27 protein-coding genes are annotated in these 22,715 nt (G+C 63.4%); 13 read left to right on the forward strand and 14 right to left on the reverse strand.

The annotated features are described in order from the left end of the window. Positions 1 to 83: 83 nt before the first annotated feature. The 6 genes from AC1ROB_RS13295 (at position 84) to AC1ROB_RS13320 (ending at position 4,452) form a co-directional block, all read left to right on the forward strand. Complete coding sequence (locus AC1ROB_RS13295) at positions 84 to 518, forward strand: gamma-glutamylcyclotransferase family protein (protein WP_492970667.1); 435 nt, start codon at positions 84 to 86, stop codon at positions 516 to 518. After that, on the forward strand, positions 503 to 1,147 hold the full coding sequence (locus tag AC1ROB_RS13300; RefSeq protein ID WP_492970666.1) for an NUDIX domain-containing protein: 645 nt from the start codon (positions 503 to 505) through the stop codon (positions 1,145 to 1,147). The genes AC1ROB_RS13295 and AC1ROB_RS13300 overlap by 16 nt, the downstream gene beginning before the upstream one ends. Before the next feature lie 70 nt (positions 1,148 to 1,217). Then, positions 1,218 to 2,219 carry a cysteine synthase A gene (locus tag AC1ROB_RS13305; protein ID WP_492970665.1) on the forward strand — a complete coding sequence of 334 codons (1,002 nt, stop codon included), beginning with the start codon at positions 1,218 to 1,220 and terminating at the stop codon, positions 2,217 to 2,219. Positions 2,220 to 2,224: 5 nt separating this feature from the next. Further along, positions 2,225 to 2,947, forward strand: coding sequence for an alanyl-tRNA editing protein (locus AC1ROB_RS13310; RefSeq protein WP_492970664.1), 723 nt, complete (start codon positions 2,225 to 2,227; stop codon positions 2,945 to 2,947). A gap of 24 nt (positions 2,948 to 2,971) precedes the next feature. Continuing rightward, positions 2,972 to 3,832, forward strand: coding sequence for a 3-mercaptopyruvate sulfurtransferase (gene sseA, locus AC1ROB_RS13315; RefSeq protein ID WP_492970663.1), 861 nt, complete (start codon positions 2,972 to 2,974; stop codon positions 3,830 to 3,832). Between the two features lie 11 nt (positions 3,833 to 3,843). Continuing rightward, positions 3,844 to 4,452, forward strand: coding sequence for a GNAT family N-acetyltransferase (locus tag AC1ROB_RS13320; protein WP_492970662.1), 609 nt, complete (start codon positions 3,844 to 3,846; stop codon positions 4,450 to 4,452). Here AC1ROB_RS13320 and AC1ROB_RS13325 read toward each other — a convergent pair whose 3' ends face one another. Continuing rightward, the gene (locus AC1ROB_RS13325; RefSeq protein WP_492970661.1) at positions 4,453 to 6,549 is read right to left on the reverse strand and encodes a catalase; all 2,097 of its coding nucleotides are present in this window, start codon (positions 6,547 to 6,549) and stop codon (positions 4,453 to 4,455) included. A 72-nt stretch (positions 6,550 to 6,621) separates the two neighbouring features. Then, a complete protein-coding gene (locus AC1ROB_RS13330; protein ID WP_492970660.1) occupies positions 6,622 to 7,257 on the reverse strand; it encodes a CGNR zinc finger domain-containing protein in 636 nt (211 codons plus the stop codon). Positions 7,258 to 7,310: 53 nt separating this feature from the next. On the opposite strand from AC1ROB_RS13330, the gene AC1ROB_RS13335 reads away from it, so the two are divergent. Both AC1ROB_RS13335 and AC1ROB_RS13340 read left to right on the forward strand, forming a co-directional pair. After that, positions 7,311 to 8,036 carry an AzlC family ABC transporter permease gene (locus tag AC1ROB_RS13335; protein ID WP_492970659.1) on the forward strand — a complete coding sequence of 242 codons (726 nt, stop codon included), beginning with the start codon at positions 7,311 to 7,313 and terminating at the stop codon, positions 8,034 to 8,036. After that, positions 8,029 to 8,349: an AzlD family protein gene (locus tag AC1ROB_RS13340; RefSeq protein ID WP_492970658.1), complete on the forward strand. Its 321-nt coding sequence runs from the start codon at positions 8,029 to 8,031 to the stop codon at positions 8,347 to 8,349. Before AC1ROB_RS13335 ends, AC1ROB_RS13340 begins: the two co-directional genes overlap by 8 nt. Before the next feature lie 2 nt (positions 8,350 to 8,351). Here AC1ROB_RS13340 and AC1ROB_RS13345 read toward each other — a convergent pair whose 3' ends face one another. From AC1ROB_RS13345 to AC1ROB_RS13380, 8 genes are all read right to left on the reverse strand, one after another. Next, a complete protein-coding gene (locus AC1ROB_RS13345; protein ID WP_492970657.1) occupies positions 8,352 to 9,023 on the reverse strand; it encodes a DUF1345 domain-containing protein in 672 nt (223 codons plus the stop codon). Between the two features lie 90 nt (positions 9,024 to 9,113). Next, positions 9,114 to 9,611, reverse strand: coding sequence for a hypothetical protein (locus AC1ROB_RS13350; protein ID WP_492970656.1), 498 nt, complete (start codon positions 9,609 to 9,611; stop codon positions 9,114 to 9,116). A gap of 51 nt (positions 9,612 to 9,662) precedes the next feature. Continuing rightward, complete coding sequence (locus tag AC1ROB_RS13355) at positions 9,663 to 10,403, reverse strand: amino acid ABC transporter ATP-binding protein (RefSeq protein ID WP_492970655.1); 741 nt, start codon at positions 10,401 to 10,403, stop codon at positions 9,663 to 9,665. A gap of 14 nt (positions 10,404 to 10,417) precedes the next feature. After that, complete coding sequence (locus tag AC1ROB_RS13360) at positions 10,418 to 11,506, reverse strand: amino acid ABC transporter permease (protein WP_492970654.1); 1,089 nt, start codon at positions 11,504 to 11,506, stop codon at positions 10,418 to 10,420. Between the two features lies 1 nt (position 11,507). Further along, complete coding sequence (locus AC1ROB_RS13365; protein WP_492970653.1) at positions 11,508 to 12,620, reverse strand: amino acid ABC transporter permease; 1,113 nt, start codon at positions 12,618 to 12,620, stop codon at positions 11,508 to 11,510. 174 nt (positions 12,621 to 12,794) lie between these two features. Beyond that, complete coding sequence (locus tag AC1ROB_RS13370) at positions 12,795 to 13,814, reverse strand: amino acid ABC transporter substrate-binding protein (protein WP_492970652.1); 1,020 nt, start codon at positions 13,812 to 13,814, stop codon at positions 12,795 to 12,797. A 62-nt stretch (positions 13,815 to 13,876) separates the two neighbouring features. Continuing rightward, a complete protein-coding gene (locus AC1ROB_RS13375; RefSeq protein WP_492970651.1) occupies positions 13,877 to 14,338 on the reverse strand; it encodes a YqaA family protein in 462 nt (153 codons plus the stop codon). A 12-nt stretch (positions 14,339 to 14,350) separates the two neighbouring features. After that, on the reverse strand, positions 14,351 to 15,751 hold the full coding sequence (locus AC1ROB_RS13380) for a M20 family metallopeptidase (RefSeq protein WP_492970650.1): 1,401 nt from the start codon (positions 15,749 to 15,751) through the stop codon (positions 14,351 to 14,353). A gap of 148 nt (positions 15,752 to 15,899) precedes the next feature. On the opposite strand from AC1ROB_RS13380, the gene AC1ROB_RS13385 reads away from it, so the two are divergent. The 5 genes from AC1ROB_RS13385 (at position 15,900) to AC1ROB_RS13405 (ending at position 19,601) form a co-directional block, all read left to right on the forward strand. Next, on the forward strand, positions 15,900 to 16,418 hold the full coding sequence (locus tag AC1ROB_RS13385) for an anthrone oxygenase family protein (RefSeq protein ID WP_492970649.1): 519 nt from the start codon (positions 15,900 to 15,902) through the stop codon (positions 16,416 to 16,418). 42 nt (positions 16,419 to 16,460) lie between these two features. Beyond that, positions 16,461 to 17,645, forward strand: a complete 1,185-nt coding sequence (gene metC / locus AC1ROB_RS13390; RefSeq protein ID WP_492970648.1) for a cystathionine beta-lyase — start codon at positions 16,461 to 16,463, stop codon at positions 17,643 to 17,645. A 2-nt stretch (positions 17,646 to 17,647) separates the two neighbouring features. Further along, positions 17,648 to 18,505, forward strand: a complete 858-nt coding sequence (locus tag AC1ROB_RS13395; protein ID WP_492970647.1) for a GNAT family N-acetyltransferase — start codon at positions 17,648 to 17,650, stop codon at positions 18,503 to 18,505. A gap of 10 nt (positions 18,506 to 18,515) precedes the next feature. Next, entirely contained in the window at positions 18,516 to 19,271 is a 756-nt protein-coding gene (locus tag AC1ROB_RS13400) for an enoyl-CoA hydratase (protein WP_492970646.1), read from the forward strand. A 75-nt stretch (positions 19,272 to 19,346) separates the two neighbouring features. Continuing rightward, the gene (locus AC1ROB_RS13405; protein WP_492970645.1) at positions 19,347 to 19,601 is read left to right on the forward strand and encodes a hypothetical protein; all 255 of its coding nucleotides are present in this window, start codon (positions 19,347 to 19,349) and stop codon (positions 19,599 to 19,601) included. A gap of 50 nt (positions 19,602 to 19,651) precedes the next feature. Here AC1ROB_RS13405 and AC1ROB_RS13410 read toward each other — a convergent pair whose 3' ends face one another. The 4 genes from AC1ROB_RS13410 to AC1ROB_RS13425 form a co-directional block, all read right to left on the reverse strand. Continuing rightward, positions 19,652 to 20,122 (reverse strand): aminoacyl-tRNA deacylase, encoded by a 471-nt coding sequence (locus tag AC1ROB_RS13410; protein ID WP_492970644.1) that lies wholly within the window; start codon positions 20,120 to 20,122, stop codon positions 19,652 to 19,654. Between the two features lie 139 nt (positions 20,123 to 20,261). Continuing rightward, entirely contained in the window at positions 20,262 to 20,750 is a 489-nt protein-coding gene (locus AC1ROB_RS13415; RefSeq protein ID WP_492970643.1) for a Fur family transcriptional regulator, read from the reverse strand. A 43-nt stretch (positions 20,751 to 20,793) separates the two neighbouring features. After that, positions 20,794 to 21,636, reverse strand: a complete 843-nt coding sequence (locus tag AC1ROB_RS13420) for an alpha/beta fold hydrolase (protein WP_492970642.1) — start codon at positions 21,634 to 21,636, stop codon at positions 20,794 to 20,796. After that, positions 21,633 to 22,715 carry a branched-chain amino acid ABC transporter permease gene (locus AC1ROB_RS13425; protein ID WP_492970641.1) on the reverse strand — a complete coding sequence of 361 codons (1,083 nt, stop codon included), beginning with the start codon at positions 22,713 to 22,715 and terminating at the stop codon, positions 21,633 to 21,635. The genes AC1ROB_RS13420 and AC1ROB_RS13425 overlap by 4 nt, the downstream gene beginning before the upstream one ends.

Consider the following 22,715-nt stretch of genomic DNA (forward strand, 5'->3'; position numbering starts at 1 on the left):
AACCCTGACGCTTGGATTACATCGTAATGTACGCAAGTTTTCACAATGTGGATCAATCCCCCGGCAGGTCAAGCCAGCTGTCCATGCGGTATTTTTTCTACGGCACGCTGTGCGACTCCGATATCCAGACCCTGATTCTCGGCTACCGCCCCAGCCCGCGGCAGCTTGAGCCGGCACTGCTGCACGGCTTCCGCCGCAAGCAGGCCCAGGGCCGCAGCTATCCCGTGCTGATTCGCGCCCCCGGCGGCGTGGTCGATGGCCTGCTGTTCCGTGCGGCACGCCCCACAGACGCCGGGCGCCTCGCCCGCTACGAAGGGCCGGAATATGTCAGCCGCGCCCTGCCGGTGAGACCAGCCAGTGCCGCCGGCAGCCAGCGCGCCCTGGTGTTCCTGCCCGCCGGCCCTGTTCTCCCCGCCGCCAAGACCGACTGGCATCTGGCGGGCTGGCAGCGTCGCCATAAGGATGCCTTCCTTCATTTGCTTCACAGTCAGGGTCCGATGCCATGCGCAAGCAGATAAGCACCAGCCACCAACCCTATCCCGTCGAGGTCACGCGGCAGGAGCAGGTCTTCCGGGGGCACCTGAAAGTCGACAAGCTCTGGCTGCGGCATGGTCGCTTTGAAGGCGGTGCACTCGAGATCGACCGCGAGGTGGTGTATCGCGGCGATGCCGTCTGCGTCATGCCCTACGATCCGAAGCGCGACGAGGTGGTGCTGATCGAGCAGTTCCGCGCCTCCGCCCTGTTCAATGGCGACCGCGCCTGGATGGTGGAAACCGTGGCTGGCCTGATCGAGGACGGAGAGTCGACCGAGGAGGTCGGCATCCGCGAGCTGAAGGAGGAAGCCGGGTTGGACGCCATCGGGCCGCTGCTGCCGGTCGGCATGGTCTATTCCACGCCGGGCTTCTGCTGCGAGCGCTTCCACATGTTCTGCGCCCAGGTGGATGCCGGCCGGGCCGGCGGCTTCCACGGACTGGCCGCCGAGCATGAGGATATCCGGGTCTTCGCCATGCCCTTCCCCGAGGCCTTTGCCCAGTGGGAAGCCGGGAAAATGCCCAATTCGCCGGCGACCATCGGCCTGCTCTGGCTCGGTTTGTACCGCGAAAAGCTGCGGCAGAGATGGGCCGATCCCCGCGGGTTGCGACCCTAACCCCCCCTCGGTATAGGATGGGTTTCGGGGGACGCTATATCAGCCCGAGACCCAGGATATCGAGCCCGGCATGGACATTCGCAAAGACTTCGTCGACAGCATCGGCAACACCCCCCTGATCCGCCTGAAAGCCGCCTCCGATCTCACCGGCTGCGAGATCTATGGCAAGGCTGAATTCATGAATCCAGGCGGTTCGGTAAAGGACCGGGCAGCGCTGTATATCGTGCAGGATGCGCTGAAGCGCGGCACCCTGAAACCCGGCGGCACCATTGTCGAGGGTACGGCGGGCAATACCGGCATCGGCCTGGCCCTGGTGGGCAATGCGCTCGGCTTCAAGACCGTGATCGTGATGCCGGATACCCAGAGCCAGGAGAAGAAGGATTTCCTGCGCCTGTGCGGCGCCGACCTGCGCCTGGTGCCGGCTGTCCCCTACAAGGACCCGAACAACTACGTGAAATATTCTGGCCGGCTGGCCGAGGAGATCGCGAAGACCGAACCCAAGGGCGCGATCTGGGCCAACCAGTTCGACAACATCGCCAACCGCGCGGCGCATTACCACACCACCGGCCCCGAGATCTGGACACAGACGGGCGGCAAGGTGGATGGCTTCACCTGCGCGGTCGGCTCGGGCGGGACGTTTGCCGGCATCCTGATGGCGCTGAAGGAACGCAATCCGAAGGTGCAGGTGGCGCTGGCCGATCCGATGGGCGCGGCGCTCTATCACTATTACAAGCATGGCGAACTGAAGGCCGAAGGCAGCTCGATCACCGAAGGCATCGGCCAGGGCCGCATCACCGCCAACCTGGAGGGCATCACGCCGGACGACGCCTTCCAGATTCCCGACGAGGAAGCGCTGCCGGTGGTGTTCGACCTGGTGCAGCATGAAGGCCTGGTGCTGGGCGGCTCGTCGGGGATCAACGTGGCCGCCGCGATCCGCCTCGCAAAGAAAATGGGGCCTGGACACACGATCGTCACCATCCTGTGCGATGGCGGCGCGCGCTACCAGAGCAAGATGTTCAACCCGGACTTCCTGCGCAGCAAGAACCTGCCGGTTCCGGCCTGGATGGTGTGAGCGCCATGACCGAGTTCCTGTTCCGCGACGATGCCTATCTCACCCACTGCGATGCAGTGATCACCGCCATCGACGAGCGTGGATTCCAGACCGACAAGACCGTGTTCTATCCGACCGGCGGCGGCCAGCCCGGCGATAGCGGCCGCTTCGTGCTGGAGAGCGGCGACGCCATCGCGATTGCCGACACCCGCAAGGGCGATGGCCCCGAGGGCATTGTCCATGTGCCGGCCGGCGGCTCGGCCCTGCTGAAGGTTGGCGCCCGCGGCCGGCTGGAGATCGACTGGGCGCGCCGGCATCGCCTGATGCGCATGCATACCTGCCTGCATCTGCTGTCGGTGCTGGTGCCCTTCCCGGTCACCGGCGGCCAGGTCAGCGATGGCAAGGGCCGGCTGGATTTCGACATGGCCGACAGCATCCCCGACAAGGACACGCTGACGGCGAAGCTGAACGAACTGGTTGCCGCCGATCATGCGGTGACCGCGCGCTGGATCACCGACGAGGAATTGCTCAACAGCCCCGACCTGGTCAAGACCATGGCAGTGAAACCGCCGATGGGCCTGGGCAAGGTGCGCCTGATCGAAGTGGCAGGCCTCGACAAGCCACTCGACCTGCAGGCCTGCGGCGGCACCCATGTGAAGCAGACCGGCGAGATCGGCGCGGTCGCCGTGCGCAAGATCGAAAACAAGGGCCGGCAGAACCGCCGCGTCAGCATCGAATTCGCGGCATAAAGACCGCAAGCAGGGAGCAGTCGCATGAACTATGTCAACCCGGATGCGCTGGTATCGACCGAGTGGCTGGCCGAGCATCTGAAGGCGCCCGATCTGCGCATCGTCGATGCCTCCTGGTATCTGCCGACCATGAGCCGCAACGGCAAGGCCGAATATGCCGATGCGCATATCCCCGGCGCGGTGTTCTTCGATATCGACGAGATCGCCGATACCGATGTGCCGCTGCCGCATATGCTGCCCAGCCCGGAGAAATTCTCCGCCCGCATGCGGCGCCTTGGCATCGGCGACGGCAACCGCATCGTGGTCTACGACGGTTCGGACGTGCATCTCTCGGCACCGCGCGCCTGGTGGATGTTCCGCGTCTTCGGCCATACCGACGTGGCCGTGCTGAACGGCGGCTTCAAGAAGTGGAAGGCGGAAGGCCGGCCGGTGGAAGACCTGCCGCCGCTGCCGCGCGAACGGCATTTCACCGCGCGGCGCAACGACATGCTGGTGCGCGACGTGGAACAGGTGCGCACCAACATGGCGAGCCCGCGCGAACAGGTGGTGGATGCCCGCAGCAAGGGCCGCTTCGATGGCACCGAGCCGGAGCCGCGCATCGGCCTGCGCGGCGGTCATATTCCGGGTTCGCTTAACGTGCCTTCCTCAATGATGACCGATCCGCAGACCGGCCTGTTCCAGTCGGCCGATGTTTTGCACGACATCTTCGGCAAAGCCGGCGTCGACCTGAGCAAACCGGTGATCAACAGCTGCGGCTCGGGCGTTTCGGCCTGCATCCTCACGCTGGGCATGCATCTGCTCGGGCATCGCCAGGTTTCGGTCTATGACGGCTCATGGACCGAATGGGGCGGCCGCGCCGACCTGCCGGCCGAACTGACCAAGTAACGATCCCCTGCATGGCCGCAGCCCGCGATACCGAGAACACGGTTGCGCCGGCGATCTTCCGGCTGCGCCCGGCCGAACTGCTGGAGGACGGCCGCTACAATGTCACGGTCGTCTATCTGGATATGCTGAAAGCCCTTCCCGAGGGCAGCGAACGGCCGCCGCTGGTGCCCAAGCTGGCGCTGCTGCGGCTGGAAAAGCCCACCGTCGGCTTCTATCGCTACCTCTACGACACGGTCGGCCGCGCCTGGCACTGGGTCGATCGCCACCGTATGAGCGATGTCGCGCTGGGCCAAGTGATCTGCGATCCGCTGGTGGAAATCTGGGTACCCTATGTCGGCGGCGTGCCGGCCGGGTATATCGAACTCGACCGCCGCGACGAGGACAGCGATCCGCGCAAGCCGATCAACATCGCCTATTTCGGCCTGGCGCCGGAATTCTTCGGCCGCGGCCTGGGGCCATGGCTGCTGCGCACCGGCGTACGGCAGGCTTTCTCCTACGGCACGCAACGGCTGATGGTGAACACCTGCAACCTCGACCATCCGGCCGCACTGCCGCTGTACCAGAAGACTGGCTTCCGGCCCTACCAGACCCGCGACGCGCTGTTCGATCCGCGCCGCTAATCAGCCGGGACTGCGCAGCTTGGGCTCGCGGGCCCAGATGCGATGCTGTTGCGCCGCCTTGATAAAGGCCGCCACGCCACCCTCGAGCGCCACGATGCCGTCATCCTTCTCGACGCCAGCCTTGTCCATCAGAGGTTTGGCTGCGGCCACATTGCCGATCACCTTCAGATGGCTGAAGGCATCATGCACCCAGGCCACGGCGCCGGCCTCACGCACCAGTTTCTTCACGCCATCCGTGGAGGGCAGCAGCACCACCGCATCGAACAGCACGGACGGACCGCCTGAGATTGTGTGATTGGCAGGCGTGACCTTGCCGTCGCTGAGTTTCACGCCGCCGATCTTGGGGGCGATGATCTCGACCACGGCGCCTTCGGCCTGCGCCGCCTTCTGAACGGCCGCCAGCAGCTTGGCATCGCCGCCATCGGTGACCAGAACGCCGATCTTGCGACCCTTGATGGTGGGCAAGGCCTTGGCGATCAGGCTGAGCGCCTTCGACGGCTTCATGGTCTTGGCCGCAACGGCGGGCGTCAGCTTTTCGGCCTGCCCCTCCATGCCGAGCGCGGCTTCCACCTGGCTGCAGAGATCGTCATGCACCAGCTTCAGGCGGCCCAGCATGCGCTTGCGGATGGCGATGGTTTCCACCTTGGCCAGTTCGAAGGCAAAGGCGCTGACGATATGGGTCTTCTCCGGTTCGGTCATCGAGAGCCAGAACAGCCGCGCATGGCTGTAGTGATCGGCGAAGCTCTCCGACCGGATGCGCTGCTTCTCGCCGGTCAGCGGCTCGGGGAAACTGGTGAAGCCGGCCGTGGGGTGTTCGCGCGGGCTGTCCGGATCGAGACTGTTGGGCTCATAAGCAACGCGGCCCTTGGGTACCGCCATGCGATGGATGCCGTCGCGCTGGAAGTTGCGCATCGGGCAGACCGGGCGGTTGATCTCAAGCTCATGGAAATTCGGGCCGCCAAGGCGGCTCAACTGCGTATCGGTATAGGAGAACAGCCGGCCCTGCAGCAGGGGGTCGTTGGTGAAGTCGATGCCGGGCACGACATGGCCGGGATGGAAGGCGACCTGCTCGGTCTCGGCAAAGAAGTTGTCCGGATTACGATCCAGCACCAGCTTGCCGATCATCTGCACCGGAATCATTTCCTCCGGGATCACCTTGGTCGGATCCAGCACGTCGAAGCCAAGCGCATCGGCGGTCTTTTCATCGAACGCCTGGATGCCGAGTTCGAATTCCGGATAATCGCCAGCCTCGATGGCGTTCCACAGATCGCGGCGATGGAAGTCATAGTCGGCGCCGGCCAGCTTCACGGCTTCATCCCAGATCAGCGAGACTGACCCGATGGTCGGCCGCCAGTGGAATTTCACGAAGGTGGATTTGCCCTTGGCATTGACGAAACGGAAGGTGTGCACCCCGAAGCCTTCCATCATGCGGTAGCTGCGCGGGATGCCACGATCCGACATCGCCCACATCAGCATGTGGGTGGTTTCCGGCATCAGCGAGGCGAAATCCCAGAAGGTGTCATGCGCCGAAGCCGCCTGCGGGAAGGCGCGATCAGGCTCCATCTTCACCGAATGCACCAGATCGGGAAATTTCATCGCATCCTGGATAAAGAAGACCGGGATGTTGTTGCCGACCAGATCGAAATTGCCTTCCGAGGTATAGAACTTCACGGCAAAGCCGCGCACGTCGCGCACGGTGTCGGCCGAACCGGCGCCACCAGCCACCGTGGAGAAGCGCACGAAGACCTTGGTCTTCTCGCGCGGATTTTGCAGAAAGGCGGCATTGGTCAGCGCGCTCTGGCTTTTATAGACCTGGAAATAGCCATGGGCGCCCGACCCGCGCGCATGCACGATACGCTCCGGGATGCGCTCATGATCGAAATGGGTGATCTTCTCGCGCAGCACGAAATCTTCCAGCAGCGTCGGGCCACGCGCACCCGCCTTCAGGGAATTCTGGTTATCGGCAATCGCCGTGCCCTGGTTGGTGGTGAGACGGTCGCGACCGTCGGCCGCCGTCGCCTGCTGGTGCGTTTCGCCACCCTTGCCCGCAACGGTCTTCAGGCCCGCCTTTTTGGACGGTGCTGCTGTCTTGGCCATGATCCACCTCTGCTGGTCTTTTCCTTGGAATGATTCCAATGAAAATTCGCCAACAAAGTTCCGTGCGGATCGTCAGGCCTGGGTTTTGACTCGCAGATAATGCCGCCGCGCCTTGGCGCGATTGCCGCAGCTTTCCATCGAACACCAACGGCGACGCTTGTTCGGGCTGGTGTCATGGAACAGCCAGCCGCAATCGGGACCGGCACAGCAGCGGATACTTTCCGGCTCGGCTGTTACCAGCAGTTCCGCGCCAAGCCGCGCAACGGCACCCAGCGGCGAACCGAGGGCGATGCCATCGCCGTGGGATTTCCAGACGAAGCGATGACCGGTCGGCGCCAGCGTGCGCCCTTCCGGATAGCGCAGTAAACAGCCATTGAGCATGTCAAGATCAGCCGGCCGCGCCACCTTGCCTGCGCGTGTCGCCCGCGCCAGACGATAGAGCGCCTCGCGGAGCGCCACTGCTTCGCTCAGCACGGCAGCGGCCTGTCGCGGATCGGCAGCGGCCTGATGCTCCAGCTCCGTCGCGGTGGCGACCCCGATGATGCCGCAGCGCCGACACCAGGCCAGCAGCGCATCATAGGAGACCAGGGTTTCGACCGGGCCACCCTCATCTACGGATCGGTCGCGCCAGTCCAGCGTATTGACGTAATCCAGCGCCGGATGCCCGCCGAGCAAGCCGAGTTCAAGGATGGGGAGCGCTTTCGCCATATAACCATCATACCGGTTGACTGCCCCGCCGCCAACCCCTAGTTTGCCGCCCCATGAACGCCCAAGCTCCCGATTCTGCCGCGCCCCAGCCGGCCGTGTTCACCGCCGATGGCGTCTGGCACGGCATGAAGCTGACCGCGCCCTACAGCCTCAGCGCGCTGCCCTTCGGCATCGCCTTCGGCGCCGCCGCGCTCGGCGTCACCATGTCTCCGGGCGAAGCCATCCTGATGAGCGCCGCCACCTTTGCTGGCAGTGCGCAGTTCGCCGTACTGAGCCTGTGGAGTGCCGTACCGCTGCCGGTGGCGGCCATCGTGCTGACCAGTTTCCTGGTCAATGCCCGCCATATCGTCATGGGCGCGGCGATGCATCCCTATATCGCCAACCTGCCGCGTCGCTGGGTGCTGCCGATCTCGGCCGGCATGACCGATGCCGGCTGGGCCATTACGCTGCAGGCGATGATGAACGGCCGGCGCGATCTCGGCATCCTGCTCGGCACCGTCATCATGCAATGGCCGGTCTGGGTCGGCGGCACAGCGCTTGGCGCGCTGGCCAGCAGCGGCGGGCTGGATGTCAAACGCTGGGGCCTCGATGTCCTGATCGCCGGCGTCTTCGCCACCTCGGTGGTCGGGCTCTATCGCGGCCGCAGCGACATCCTGCCCTGGATCGCCGCCATCGCCGGCACCGTGGCTGCCCTGCTCTGGCTGCCCGGCAACTGGTATATCCTGATCGGCGGCCTCTGCGCCGGCCTCGCCGGCCTGTGGAGCAGCCGCCATGACTAGCTTCACCGCCTTCGATCTCACAGCGGTGATTGCCATCTTCGGCATGGCCCTTGCCACGCTGCTGACCCGCGTCGGCGGCTTCTGGATGATGAGCTATGTCACCGTCTCGCCCCGGCTGGAGCGCTTCCTGCGCCACACTGCCGGCGGCGTGCTGATCGCCATCGTGGTGGCGGCCGCCATGAAGGGCGATCCCGCCATGTGGGCGGGTCTGGCCGCCGCCGTTGCGGTGATGCTGATCCTGCGCAAGTCGATGACCGCCATCCTGATCGGCATGGTTATCGCCATTGCCCTGCGCTATGCCGGCCTAAGCTGACCTCAGTTGCTGGCGATCAGGTTCACCGTCAGCGCGATCACCGTGGTATTGAAGAAGAACGACACGATGCTGTGTGCCAGCGTCAGCCGCCGCATGCCGCGCGACGAGATCGAAACGTCCGAGACCTGGCAGGTCATGCCGATCACGAAGGAATAGTAGAAGAAATCCCAGTAATCCGGGTCGCCCTTGCCGGGAAAATCCAGACCGCGACGATCTTCTTTTTTCCCGTCACCTTCGGTGTCGCCGTAATAGAGATGGGCGTAGTGCAATGCCAGCACCGTATGGATCAGCAGCCAGGCTGCGACCATGCTGGCGCCACCAAAGCCCAGCCGAAGGGCCAGCACGAGCCCCTGGGCACTGTCTTTGCCATAGACGATCAGGCCAAGCGCCAGCAGGCTGATGACCGCGGCAATCACCACCAGCACGGATATGACCCAGGCGCTGTCATCCAGTTCACGGGCGCGCTTGCGCAGCTGGGCAATCGAGATGCAGCTGACCGCATAGGCGGTCCAGCCCAGGAACAGCGCCACGCCAGCCACCCAGGCGGCCCCGGCATGCACCAGCGGATCGTCGGGCTCAAACGGCCAGAGGAAGATCGCACTGCCGACGATCAGACAGATCAGCAGCCGCCAACCAGCCGAGATATGGCGCAATGCGTCAAACAGCCGTGTCATCGTTGCCTCGATTCCATGGCCCTCGACTATACGCCCTGACCGTCGCATGCAGAACGGCGCGGATCGCCGCGCAGTTCCGCTCTCCTTCGCTTATCGCACCGGTGTGGGATCGCCCGCCTGCGACTGCCAGTCGACCACGGCCCACCGGCCATCGATCCGCTGCACCCGGTAACGGGTGGGCGGCGCGGGCGTGGTGGCACAGTCCGGCTCGGCCTGCAGCAGGCCGCAGTTGCGCCCGGCCACGGCAATCACCGCCTCGTCCGCCGAAGACTGTTCGGCCGCGGCAACGCGATAGCTCCACCAGTACCGGGAATTCGACATTGTCATCAGACTGCCGGCAGCCCCGTTGGCACCGGACCAGACGATGCGGCAGAGATCCGTATCGCGGCGGGCGAAACAGGCCAGCAGGGTTTCAACGGCACAGAGTGGGGTTTCAGGTCGGCCGATGCAGCGGCTGTCACTGCGGCCGGCAGGGCCAATCAGGCGGTATTGCCCGACCGGATCGATGGCCGGCAACTGGGCCCAGGCGGGGCCGCTGGCCGCCGGGACCGCCGTAAGCACAAGAAGAACTGCGACAAGACTGCGCATGATGCTCCTCCCCGTTTGTTATGGGGAGAAGCATAGCACGGTTTTAACCGATCAGTGCAGGATCTGGCTCAGGAACAGCTGGGTGCGTTCGTTCTGCGGATTGGAGAAGAACTCGTTCGGCGTGTTCTGCTCGATGATCTCGCCGCGATCCATGAAGATCACGCGATCCGCCACCTTGCGGGCAAAACCCATTTCATGGGTGACGCAGATCATGGTCATGCCGCCGTCCTCGGCCAGGCCGACCATGACGTCCAGCACTTCCTTGACCATTTCCGGATCGAGCGCCGAGGTCGGCTCATCGAACAGCATGATCTTCGGGTTCATGCATAGCGAGCGGGCGATGGCGACGCGCTGCTGCTGGCCACCCGAGAGCTGGCCGGGGAATTTACCGGCCTGCTCAGGAATACGCACCCGGTTCAGGTATTTCATCGCCGTCGCTTCGGCCTCAGCCTTGGGCTTCTTCAGCACCCAGATCGGGCCGAGCGTCAGATTTTCCAGCACGGTCAGGTGCGGGAACAGGTTGAAATGCTGGAACACCATGCCGACCTCACGACGGATCGCGTCGATATTCTTAAGGTCGTTGGTCAGTTCGGTGCCATCGACGATGATATGGCCCTTCTGGTGCTCTTCCAGCCGGTTGATGCAGCGGATCATGGTCGACTTGCCGGAGCCCGACGGGCCACAGACGACGATACGCTCGCCCTTCTTGACGTTGAGGTTGATGTTCCGCAACACGTGGAACTCGCCATACCACTTGTTGACGCTCTGCAGCTCGATAACGTTGTTCGCCATGGTCAATTGATCCTTCAGCGCTTGTGTCCGGTGGCCAGACGCTTTTCCAGGTTCTGGCTGTATTTGGACATCGAATAGCAAAAGACGAAGTAGATCGCCGAAACGAAGAAATAGGCTTCGATCGAGAAGCCACGCCAGGCGGGATCGGTGAGCGCCACCTTGGTCGACTGCATCAGGTCATAGATGCCGATGATGACCACCAGCGAGGTGTCCTTGAACACCGCAATGAACAAACTGACCAAGGGCGGAATCACGATCTTGAGTGCCTGCGGCAGGATGACGAAACTCATCTTCTGGCCGTAACTGAGGCCGAGCGAGTCAGCGCCCTCATACTGTCCCTTCGGGATCGCCTGCAAACCGCCACGCACCACCTCAGCCAGATAGGCCGCCGCGAACAGGATGATCGCGATCTGGGCGCGCAGCAGCTTGTCGATGCTGAAGCCTTCCGGCAGGAACAGCGGCAGCATCACCGACGACATGAACAGCATGCTGATCAGCGGCACGCCGCGGATCAGTTCGATGTAGAGCACACAAAGCGTCTTGATCGCCGGCATCTTCGAGCGTCGACCCAGCGCCAGCATGACGCCAAAGGGAAACGCGATGGCGATGCCGAAGGTGGCCAGGATCAGGGTCAGCGGCAGGCCGCCCCAGAGCGTGTCCTCGACATATTTCAGGCCGAGGATGCCGCCCCACATCAGCACGGCGACGGCGATCAGGCCGCCGACCCAGATGACCAGCAGGCTGGCATTCCAGAACCGCGGCACGCAGCTCATCACGATCATCGCGATCAGCAGGACAGTGGCGATCAGTGGACGCCACTGTTCGTCATAGGGATACAGACCGAACAGCATCAGGCGGTATTTCACGCCGATGAAGGCCCAGCAGGCGCCGCCGGTACCGCGGCATTCCTGCGATGTCGCCGCCACGAAATTCGCCTTGATCAGGGCCCATTCAATGAATGGCGGCAAGGACATCAGCACCAGCCAGACCGACAGGATGGTCAGGATGGCGTTCAGGGGTGAGGAGAACAGACGCTCGCGCACCCAGGCGATCGGCCCGGTGGTGGAGGTCGGCGGCGGCAGGGATTCGGTGGCTGTCGTCATCTTACCGCTCCACCAACGCAATATGTTTGTTGTACCAGTTCATGAACATCGAGATCGAAAGACTGATGGTCAGATACACGGCCATGATGATCAGGATGCCTTCGATGGCCTGACCGGTCTGGTTCAGCGTGGTGTTGGCGACCGAGACGATATCGGGATACCCGATCGCCACCGCCAGCGAGCTGTTCTTGGTCAGGTTCAGATACTGGCTGGTCATCGGCGGGATGATCACGCGCAGCGACTGCGGCAGCACGATCAGCCGCAGGGTCTGGCTGCGGCTTAATCCGATGGCACTCGCCGCCTCCCATTGGCCGTAACTCACCGCCTGGATGCCGGCGCGCACCACCTCGGCGATGAAGCCGGCGGTATAGAGCACAAGACCGAACAGCAGGGCGGCGAATTCCGGCGTCAGCGTGGCACCGCCGACGAAATTGAAGCCCTGCAGCTTCGGTACGTTCAGCTCCATCGGCGCACCGCCGATCAGCCAGCCGAGGAACGGCATGCCGATCAGCAATGCGATGGCCGTGCGATAGACCGGAAAGGCCAGGCCGGTCGCGTCCTGGCGTTTCTTGGCGAAGTGAACCACCACACCGATCAGCACCAGCGCCAGCAGGAAGCCGATGGCGGCGAGATCGAAGGCGAAATGGTCGGTCGGCGACGGCACCTTGATGCCGCGATTGGACATGAAGACGCCCGGCATGACGTTGATAGCCGAACGCGGGCCCGGCAGCGTCTCGGTGATGATCGCATACCAGAAGAACAGCTGCAGCAGCAGCGGCACGTTGCGGATGACCTCGACGTAGATCATCGCCAGCTTGGACACCAGCCAGTTCTTCGACAGCCGGGCGATGCCGACGATCGTGCCGATGATGGTGGCCAGGATGATGCCGATCACCGCCACGCGGATGGTGTTCAGCAGGCCGACCAGAATGGCGCGGGCATAGGTGTTTTCCGGCCCGAATTCGATGGGCGATTCGCCGATGGCGAAACCGGATTCCCGCTTGAGGAAATCAAAGCCGGTGGAAATATTGCGAATGGAAAGATTATGCAGTGTGTTGGAGATCAGGAACCAGGCGACGACAGCGACCAGTCCGACAGCAACAACCTGATACACGACGGATCTTACATCCGGATCATACCAGCTTAAACGACGCGGCGGCGCAGCTTGCGCCCCCCTTACCCGATCTTCGGCCATGTGCCCCCCATGGCTAAGAGAACTGAATATAGGCGTAGAGAATGGAGTGGCCGGCAGCGCCCTGTATTCGCTGCCGGCCTCCCCTACCTGATCTTACCGGATCGGCCAGGCGTACAGCGCGCCGCCCTTCGACCACATCTGGTTCACACCACGGGCCAGCTTGAGCGGGCTGCCCATGCCGACATTACGCTCGAAGCTTTCGCCGTAATTGCCGACCTGCTTGATGATGTTGTAGCCCCACTTCTCATCGACGCCGAGCGCCTTGCCTGCACCCGGGGTGACGCCCAGGATGCGCTTGATGTTGGGGTTGTCGCTCTTCAGCATTTCGTCGACATTCGCCGACGTGATGCCGTATTCCTCGGCCTCGATCATCGCATTGAGGGCCCAGCGAACCACGACCAGCCACTGGTCGTCACCCTGACGAACCATCGGGCCGAGCGGCTCCTTGGAGATGATTTCCGGCAGGATCAGATGATCGTCGCCGTTCGGCAGCTGCGTGGCGCGGGTGGCGGCGAGGCCAGACGCGTCCGTGGTGTAGACGTCGCAACGGCCCGAGGCATATGCGGCGACGACTTCGTCGAGCTTCTCGATGACCACCGGCTTGAAGGTCATCTTCTCCGAGCGGAAATAGTCGGCGAGATTCAGTTCGGTGGTGGTGCCCGGCTGCACGCAGACGGTGGCGCCATTCAACTCCTTGGCGCTCTTCACGCCCAGCTTCTTGGTCACCATGAAGCCCTGGCCGTCATAATAGTTGATACCGGCGCCGATCAGACCCAGCGACGCGTCGCGGGTCAGGGTCTGCGTGGTATTACGCGACAGGACGTCGACTTCGCCCGACTGCAGGGCGGTGAAGCGCTGCTGGGCGGTCAGACCGGTATACTTGACCTTGGTCGCGTCGCCGAACACTGCAGCAGCAACCGCGCGGCACACGTCGACGTCGAGGCCCTTCCAGACGCCCTGGCTGTCCGGCGCGGCAAAGCCGCCCAGACCGGTATTCGTTCCGCATTGCACGAAGCCCTTGGCCTTGACGGCATCAAAGGTGGCGCCCGCCTGCGCGCCCTGCGCAATAAACACGAGCGCAGCCGCGGCAGCGGCCGTTTGCAAAAGTTTCATGGATATAACCCTTCCCTGTTGTGACTGGGTACTGCGTTTCCACAGCTACCGTGGCTAAATTATCACGACGCCGCAAAAACCGGCAAGACAACGTCAGTTATCCACAGGACCATCGCATAACGGGCCGCCTTGCCGATGGTTACTGCTATCAAAAATCGGGCCAACGGATACCGCAGCGTGCCCGCTGCGAAGGTCAGCGGATCGCCAATGACCGGAATCCATGAAAAAAGCAGCGTAATACCGCCCCAGCGGCGGAATCGTTCTTCGGCTTTGTGCAACTGCACAACACTGATCGGAAACCAGCGCTTGTGCTTAAAGCGCAGGCACCAGCCTCCCAATAACCAGTTGATCAGTGCACCGCATACATTTCCGCTTGTCGCAACCGCAAAAAGAATGAGCGGCGGAGCCACCGCCGCGGCATGGGCGGCGGCCAGGGCCGCTTCCGAGGATAACGGCAGCAGGGTCGCCGCCAGCAGCGACCACAGGAACAGGCCGCCCAGGCTGGCCGTCGGATCGAAACTCACGTCCGCAGACGGTCAGGACGGCAGAACGGCGGCGTCGGCCTCGCCCAGATCCCAGAGCAGGCCAGCCATCATTGCCAGCCCTTCCCGCATCACCGGCAGCAGGATGTGCTCGTTCGGCGCATGCTGCGAACAGGCCGCGTAGGAATGCGGCATCCATACGGTCGGCAGGCCCATGGTTTCGGCGAACACCTCGTTGGGCAACGAACCGCCCAGATTGGGCAGCAGGGCCGGCTTGCGGCCCATAGTGCGTTCCACCGATGCCACCGCGAAATTCACATAGGGGTGGTCAGGATCGAGCCGCGTGGCGCGGAAGACCTCGGCCCGGGCCTGCGCGACCTGCACCTGCGGGAAGCCATGACGGTCGAGATGGCGTCGTAATGCCGGCAGGAACTGCGAGGAGTCCGGTCCGACCACGAAGCGGATCTGGCAATGCGCCGTGGCAATACCGGGAATGGCATTGACGGGGAATTCCGGATTGCCAGTCTTGAAGGCCAGCACATCGAAGCTGCACCAGCCATAGACGCGCTCGGCCGGCGTCAGGCCCGGCTCGCCCCACCAGGTGTCGATGGCCGGACCATCGCTGCCGCCGCTGACCTCGCAATCGGCCAGCGCACGCCGCACATTGGCCGGCAGCTCGCTCGGCACCCATTCCGGCACACGAATCTGGCCGGTCGGACCGGCAATGCTCGCAATGGCATGGGCGAGAATAATGCCAGGATCTGCCAGCAGGCCGCCCCAGTTGCCCGAGTGATGTGCGCCCTGACGCAGATCGACGGTGAGGTCGAAATTCATCGCACCACGCGCGCCGCAATACAGTGTCGGCCGTTCCGGCGACAGGCGCGGACCGTCGGAAGCCAGGAACAGATTGGCCTGCCATGCGTCTTTCTGGGATTTGCAAAACGCCTCCAGGCCGGGCGAGCCGACTTCCTCGCCAGTCTCGATCAGCAACACGACATTGAACCCCAGCTTACCACCGCGCGCCTTCAGCACGGCGCTCAGCGCGGCGATGTTGACCGTATGCTGGCCCTTGTTGTCGGCCGTGCCACGACCGTAAAGCCTGTCGCCTTCCTGCGTGACCACCCAGGGATTGAGGCCGCTGCGCCATTGCGCATCCTGGCCACGGATCACATCGCCATGGCCATAGGAAAACACCGTCTTGGTTGCGCCAGGCTCACGACGGATGCCGACCAGGAACGGGCCGCCTTTCGGCGACGGATTGGGATGCACGCTGCACTGGAACCCCAAAGCCTCAAGGCTGCCGCGCATCTCCTGTTCCAGATAATTGCCGAGGGCCGCGCCGCGGTCTGGGTTCTGACTTTCGGTCGGGATCGCCACCCGGCGGGTCAGATCGGCGGCAAAACCGCCCTCGTCCAGGTAGGCAGTGGCAGCTTGAATGGCGGCGGCGCGGGTCACGGGACAACCTCATCAGAAAGGACCGGACTGTTTTAGGCCGCCAGACAGGCCTCCGCCAAGACCCATGGCAGAATGAAAATGTTCCGCGCAGGAAAACCGGCACTCTGCCGTGGAGGCAACCATCGCGTCGCCAATCTCGGGGGGAACCATGCTGCGACCGTTTCGCCTGTCCGTCACCGGCCTCGCCGCACTCACCGCGGCCTTGATGGCCGGTTTCTTCTATGCTTATCACTGTTCCGTTATGGTCGGCTTTACCGCCGCCGATCCGTCAGTGGCCATCGCCGCCATGCAGGCGATAAACGCCTCGGTACGCAATACGACTTTCGCTGCCGGTTTTTTCGGGACACTGCTCTTCGGTCTTCTGGCCAGCCTTGCAGCCATGGCCCGGCCACGCGATCCCGCCAGCTGGCTGATCTGGACAGGAACCGCATTCTACGCTCTGGGCGCGTTCGGCGTGACCATGACCTACAATGTCCCGCTGAATGAGATGCTGGCATCCATTGGCACAGCGTCTTCCGCGGCTGCGACGGTCTGGCAGGATTATGCCGACCACTGGATGGCGTGGAATGTGTTGCGCATGGCTGCCAGCGTTTTGACGCTGATTTCATTCGGGGCGGCTTTATGGCTGGAAGCCCAGGCGGATACCCCCGCCAAGCCTTCTCACTGAGCGAGGTCTTTGCGATAGTCGGACATCACATTGGAGTCCGCCATGAAAGACGAAACCAAGCTCGCCACCCTGGGCCGCGATCCCGAAGGCCATCACGGCGCCGTCAATATCCCGGTCTACCGGGCCTCGACGATCCTGCAGCCCAGCCTGAAGGCGCTGGCCGACGTCTATTCGGCGAAAATGAAGGACGAGCAGGTCACCACCTATGGCCGCGCCGGCACGCCGCTGACCTATGCCTTCGAGAACACGCTGGCCGAACTGGAAGGCGGCTATCGCGCCATCGCTTATCCGTCAGGCGCCGGCGCCTGTTCGGGCGCAATCCTGAGCGTGGTGAAATCGGGTGACCATATCCTGGTCATCGACAACATCTACGGCCCGACCCGGCATTTCTGCGACACCGTGCTCAAGCGCATGGGTGTCGAGACCGAATATTTTCCGACCGCTATCGACATGGCCGGCTTCAAGGCGCGCTTCCGCGCCAATACCTCGCTGGTCTTCATTGAATCGCCGGGCTCGCTCACCTTCGAAATGATCGATGTACCGGCGATTGCCGAGGTCACGCACAAGCATGGCGCCAAGCTGGCGATGGACAACACCTGGGGCACGTCGCTCTATTTCAAGAGCTTCAGCCATGGCGTCGATCTCTCGGTGCATGCTGCAACCAAATACATCGTCGGTCATTCCGACGCGATGCTGGGCATCGTGATCGCCAACAAGGAAAGCTGGCCGGACCTGCGCGAGACCGCGCGCGCCATCGGCGCCAATGCCGGGCCGGATGAAGTCTATCTCGGCCTGCGCGGCCTGCGCACCATGGCCGTGCGTCTTCCCCGCCATATGGAGAGCGGCATTGCCATCGCCGACTGGCTGCGCGGCCGTGAGGAAGTCACCAGCGTGCGCCACCCTGCCCTGTCGCAGGACCCGGGCCATGCCTTATGGAAGCGCGACTTCCTCGGTGCCTGCGGGCTGTTCGCCTTCGAGCTGCAGAAGAAATATTCCGAGGCCGCCGTCGCCGAATTCGTCGACCATCTCGAACTCTTCGGCATCGGCTACTCCTGGGGCGGTTACGAGAGCCTGATCTCTGTGCCGGCGATCAAGGGCGTGCGCACGGCCGAGCCCTGGCAGAATCACGGCTCGCTGATCCGCGTGCATATCGGCCTGGAAGACCCCGGCGATCTGATCGCCGACCTCAAGGCCGGGTTCGATCGGCTGAACAGAGCGCAAGGCTGACGATGGCTGACCTGCGCCTGCTGGAGCCGGCCGATCAACCGGCACTGGATGCCTTCCTGGCCCGGCATACCGTCGAAACCATGGTCCTGCGGTCCAGCCTGCACCACAGCGGCATCCGGGATGGCAATACGCCCTACCACGGCCGCTACGCCGCCGCTTTCGAGGCCGGCGATATTATCGGCACCGTAGCCCGCTACTGGAATGACATCCTGGCAGTGTATGCGCCGCAGCACGTGGCGGCACTTACCGCCCTGCTTGCAGGCGATCGCCGACCGGTGGGCATTCTTGGCCCCTGGAAACAGGCTCTGGATGCGCAGGATGCCCTACAACCGGCTGTCACGCATTACAGGCTGCGCGTGAAAGAGATTTTGATGGCTTTGCAGCTCGACCGGCTGCAAATGCCGAACCCGATGCTGGAAAACCAGAATCTGCAGTGCCGGCTGGCGACGACGGAAGATATCTCGCTGCTGCAGCAATGGCGCATCGACTACTGTTGCGAGAGCCTTGGCGCAACGCCATCGCAGGATCTGACCCGGAGCTGTCACGAAGAGACGAAACTCTGGGTAACCGAGCAGGCACAGTTCATCCTGATGGATGGCGACCTGCCGGTCTCGGGCTGTTGCTTCAATGCGCGCGTGCCCGATACCGTGCAGGTCGGCAACGCCTGGACGCCGCCACATCTCCGCAGTCGCGGCTATGCCCGCGCCGTGATTGCCGGCGCGCTGGAGCAGGCCCGTCGCAATGGCGTGACCCAGGCAACCCTGTTCACGGCTGAAGACAATCGTGCCGGGCAGACGGCTTACGCTGCGTTAGGCTTCACCCCTGTCGGCGACTATGCCATCCTGCTGTTCGCCGACTAGGGAGCGAACCATGACCGAGATCCTGACCAGCCAGGCCGATGGCATCCTGACCATCACCTTCAACCGGCCTGACAAGAAGAATGCCCTGATCTCGGCCATGTATGCGACACTGGCCGATGCACTGGAGGCCGCCGAGACGGACAGCGCCGTGCGGGTGATCCTGTTCGCCGGCAATGGCGGCGCCTTCACGGCCGGCAATGACCTGCAGGATTTCCTCAACAATCCGCCGCAGGGCGAGAACAGCCCGGTCTTCCGCTTCCTGCGGGCCATCAGCACGGCATCGAAGCCGCTGGTCGCCGCCGTCGCAGGCGTGGCCGTGGGCGTCGGCTCGACCATGCTGCTGCATTGCGATCTGGTCTACGCCGGTGAAAGCGCGAAATTCTCCTTCCCCTTCGTCAATCTCGCGCTGGTGCCGGAAGCTGCCTCGTCTCTGCTGCTGCCTAGACTGATCGGCCATCAGCGTGCGGCTGAACTAATCCTGCTGGGCGAGCCCTTCACACCGGCCACGGCGAAGGAGTTTGGCATCGTCAATGCGATTTTCCCTGACGACCGGCTGCTGGCTGAAGCCACCACCATTGCCGGAAAGCTGGCCGCTAAGCCGCCAACGGCGATCAAGCTGACCAAGCAATTGCTGCGTGATGCCAAGGGCGATGTCGCCAGCCAGATGGCGGCCGAGGGTGCGCATTTCCGGGCCCAGTTACAATCCGCGGAAGCGCGCGAGGCCATGACGGCGTTTTTCGAGAAACGGCCGCCGAAATTCGGCTGATTCCAGGGCATTAAAAATCCTGGAACATCTCTGCTGCCGGCGGGTTTTCCCTGTTCAACAACAAGGGAGAAAATCATGCCCAATAAACAGCAGCAGCCCCGCCAGAAGACCGCGCCGCAAGGCACCCCGCACAGCGATGTGGGCCGCGACACCGATAATGACGGTCGCGTGGTGCAGCCGGGCCATGTGGCCGGCGATGTTGATGGCGCCCAGCAGCGGCGCATGCAGAGCGACTATATCGGCAAGGACACCGATGGTGACGGTCGTGTCGTAAAACCGGGTCGCAAGCCTGGCGAAATCGACGGCGACCGTCAGAAGCAGAAACACTGACCGGTTGTCATACTGGAAAGGCCCGCAGTTCTGCGGGCCTTTCTGATTCTTCAGTGCGAGACACTGATCCGTGCATGCCGGGCTTCCGGCATCAGCCGCCGGAAATCCTTGCCACTGACATGAACCAGTGTGCAATGGTCACCGCCCTCGAAATACAGGTCATCCATCGAGTCGAGGCTGCGGTCGATCACCACTTCCACGCCATAGGCGCTGCCTAAAGGCGGCAGCGCGCCCGGTGCGCAATCGCGAAACAGGGACTGAATATCGCTTTCGGTGGCGAGTTCTACCGGCCGCTTCACGGCCCGCGACAGCTTGTGCAGCGCCACATCGCAGCAGGCCGGCACGGCAGCCAGCATGAAGCCGTCATCATCCTCCATCAGAACCGCTTTGACCACGCAGGACTCCGGCACACCTGCCGAATGGGCGGCCTGCTGCATAGTCGCAGCATGCGGATGGGCGATGGTATCGTAGGGAATATCATGACGGTCGAGAAACTGACGCAGACTGCTTGCAAGTGCCATGGAACCCTCCTCTGGCAAGGGTAGCGGCTGCCGGTGCGTTATTCCCCCCGGCATCCGCCGGTGCCATCAGGTTATGCCGGTTTTATGCCTGGGCATAATGACAAAGCTGGGACTGGCGGTCGGCCCGGTAAACCGCGGATCAGACGGCCCGGCAGTCGCGGCAGATGCCGACGACTTCGATCGTCTGGCGTTCGACCTGGAAGCCCAGGGACCGGGCGTCCTGCTGAATGCGGTGCCCCAGTTCGGGGTCGTTGATCTCGATGGCGGTGCCGCAGGTGCGGCAGATGAATATTTCCTGCTGCACGGCATGGCCGGGTTCGGCACAGCCGATGAAAGCGTTCAGACTTTCCACCCGGTGCACCAGCCCCTGTTCGACCAGGAAATCCAGTGCCCGGTAAACCGTGGGCGGTGCCGCCTTCTGACCGTCGCTGCCCAGCTGGGCCAGCAGATCGTAGGCGCCCGCCGGTTTGTGACTCTGCCAGATCAGCTCCAGCACCCGGCGGCGCACGGGTGTGAGCTTGGCGCCCTTGGCGGCACAATGGACCTCGGCCCGGGTCAGGGCATCGGTGATGCAGACGTCGTGATCGTGGCCATGACCATGGTCATGAATATGGGGCGCGCTGGACATGCCACCAGTATAGGGCGGCGACCGTTCCCGGCCAACTGCCGCCCTATTCGGCCAGGAATGCCGCAATCAGGGCGATTTGCTCGGGCGTATCCAGGGCGGGAGCATGGCCGATGCCCGGGATGTCGATCCGGCGGGCCTTTGGTCCGCGCTCCATCATGGCGGTGGCGGTTTCATCGCTCAGCAGATCGGATACGGCCCCGCGGATCAGCAGTGTGCGCGCCGAAATCAGGTCATAGACCGGCCAGGCATCCCCCGAAGCGCCCGCGCTCTGCCGCCCCAGCACGGCCGCGATCTGCGGATCGTAATGGGGGGTCAGGCGGCCATCGGGCAGCCGCCGCGCCGAGGTCTCGGCCAGCTTGCGCCAGCCGGCCTCGCTGGTAATACCGAAGGGGGTATAGATCTGGCGGAAATACTGTTCCAGCTCCGGCAGCGTGGCAAAGGCAGGCGGCGTGCCGGCATAAGAGAGAATGCGCTGCACGGCACCGGGTGCGATTTCCGGCCCCACATCGTTGAGCACCAGATGGCTGATGCGACCTTTCAGCGCCGTGGCCGCAGCGACCATGCCGATCAGGCCGCCCATCGAAGTGCCAACCCAGCGCACGGCTTCAAGCTTCAGCTGCTCCAGCAGCTCAATAGCCTGGCGGGCATAGAAGGGTACGGTGTATTCGGCATCGGGATGCGGGCTCCATTCGCTGAAGCCACGCCCGATGGTATCGACGGCGATCAGCCGGTAATGCGCGGCCAGTGCCGCGGCCAGATCGTCAAAGTCATGGGCGTTGCGGGCAAAACCATGCCAGAGGATCACCGGCGGCGCGTCCTCCCGGCCCCAGTCCAGCAGATGGACGCTGCGGCCAGCCAGGGTGATGTAGTGAGAACGTGGGATCATTTGCGCATCTGCCGCAGTTTGCCGACGATGCCGACCGGGAAAAAATAGACGCTGAGTACAAACAGGATACCGAGCCAGAGCAGCCAGCGGTCGGCATGGAACAGGTTGGGCAGCAGCGGGATACCAGCCGCAGCCAGCGCCGCGCTGAACTGGCCCATCAGAACTTGCAGGTAATTCTGCGCCAGGATGAAAATCGTGGCACCGAGTACGGCGCCATACAGCGTACCCATGCCGCCGATCACCACCATGAGCAGGATGTCGATCATGATGGCGAAGCTGAGTGTGGTGTCCGGACCGGTATACCGCAGCCACAGTGCCATCAGCACGCCGGCCAGCGTGGCCATGCCGGCCGACAGACAGTTGGCAATCGAACGGTAGACGACAACGCGGTAGCCCAGCGCTTCGGCACGGAAATCGTTTTCCCGGATCGCCTGCAGCACGCGGCCGAAGGGCGAGTTGACGACGCGCAGCGCCAGCAGGAACAGCAGAAGCGCCGAGAGGAAAATCAGGTAATAGGCCAGGATGCGACCATTGATCATCACGCCCATGACCGGCTCATCGAACAGACGGAAGGCCGGCCGCAGCAATTCCGGAATCCGGTAGCTGCGGCCGTCCTCTCCCCCCGTAATCTCGTTGAGCTGGGATGCCAGGATGGCGAAGGCGGAGGCGACCGCCAGCGTTATCATGGCGAAGAAGATCGCCCGTACGCGCAGGCTGAAGAGGCCGATCAGCAGCGCCAGCAGCATGGACAGCACCAGCGCAACCACCACGCCGATGCCGAGCGCGCCCCAGCCGGCATCGAAATTGTACATGGCGATGGCCACACCATACCCGCCGATGCCGTAGAACATCGTATGGGCGAAAGAGACGATGCCGGTATAGCCGAGCAGCAGGTCGTAGCTCGCCACCAGGATGACAAAGACGCAGATCTTGGCCGCCACATTCAGCGGCTGGCTGCCGGGGAACAGGAAGGGCGCGAAGGCCAGGCAGATCAGGATGACGAACAGCACGCCGCCCAGCACCCTGGAACGCGGGTAATCGCCGGACAGCAGGCTGTGGATCGGATTGCTGGGCAGCAT

It is taken from the genome of Ferrovibrio sp. GW821-FHT12F09, assembly GCF_058806775.1.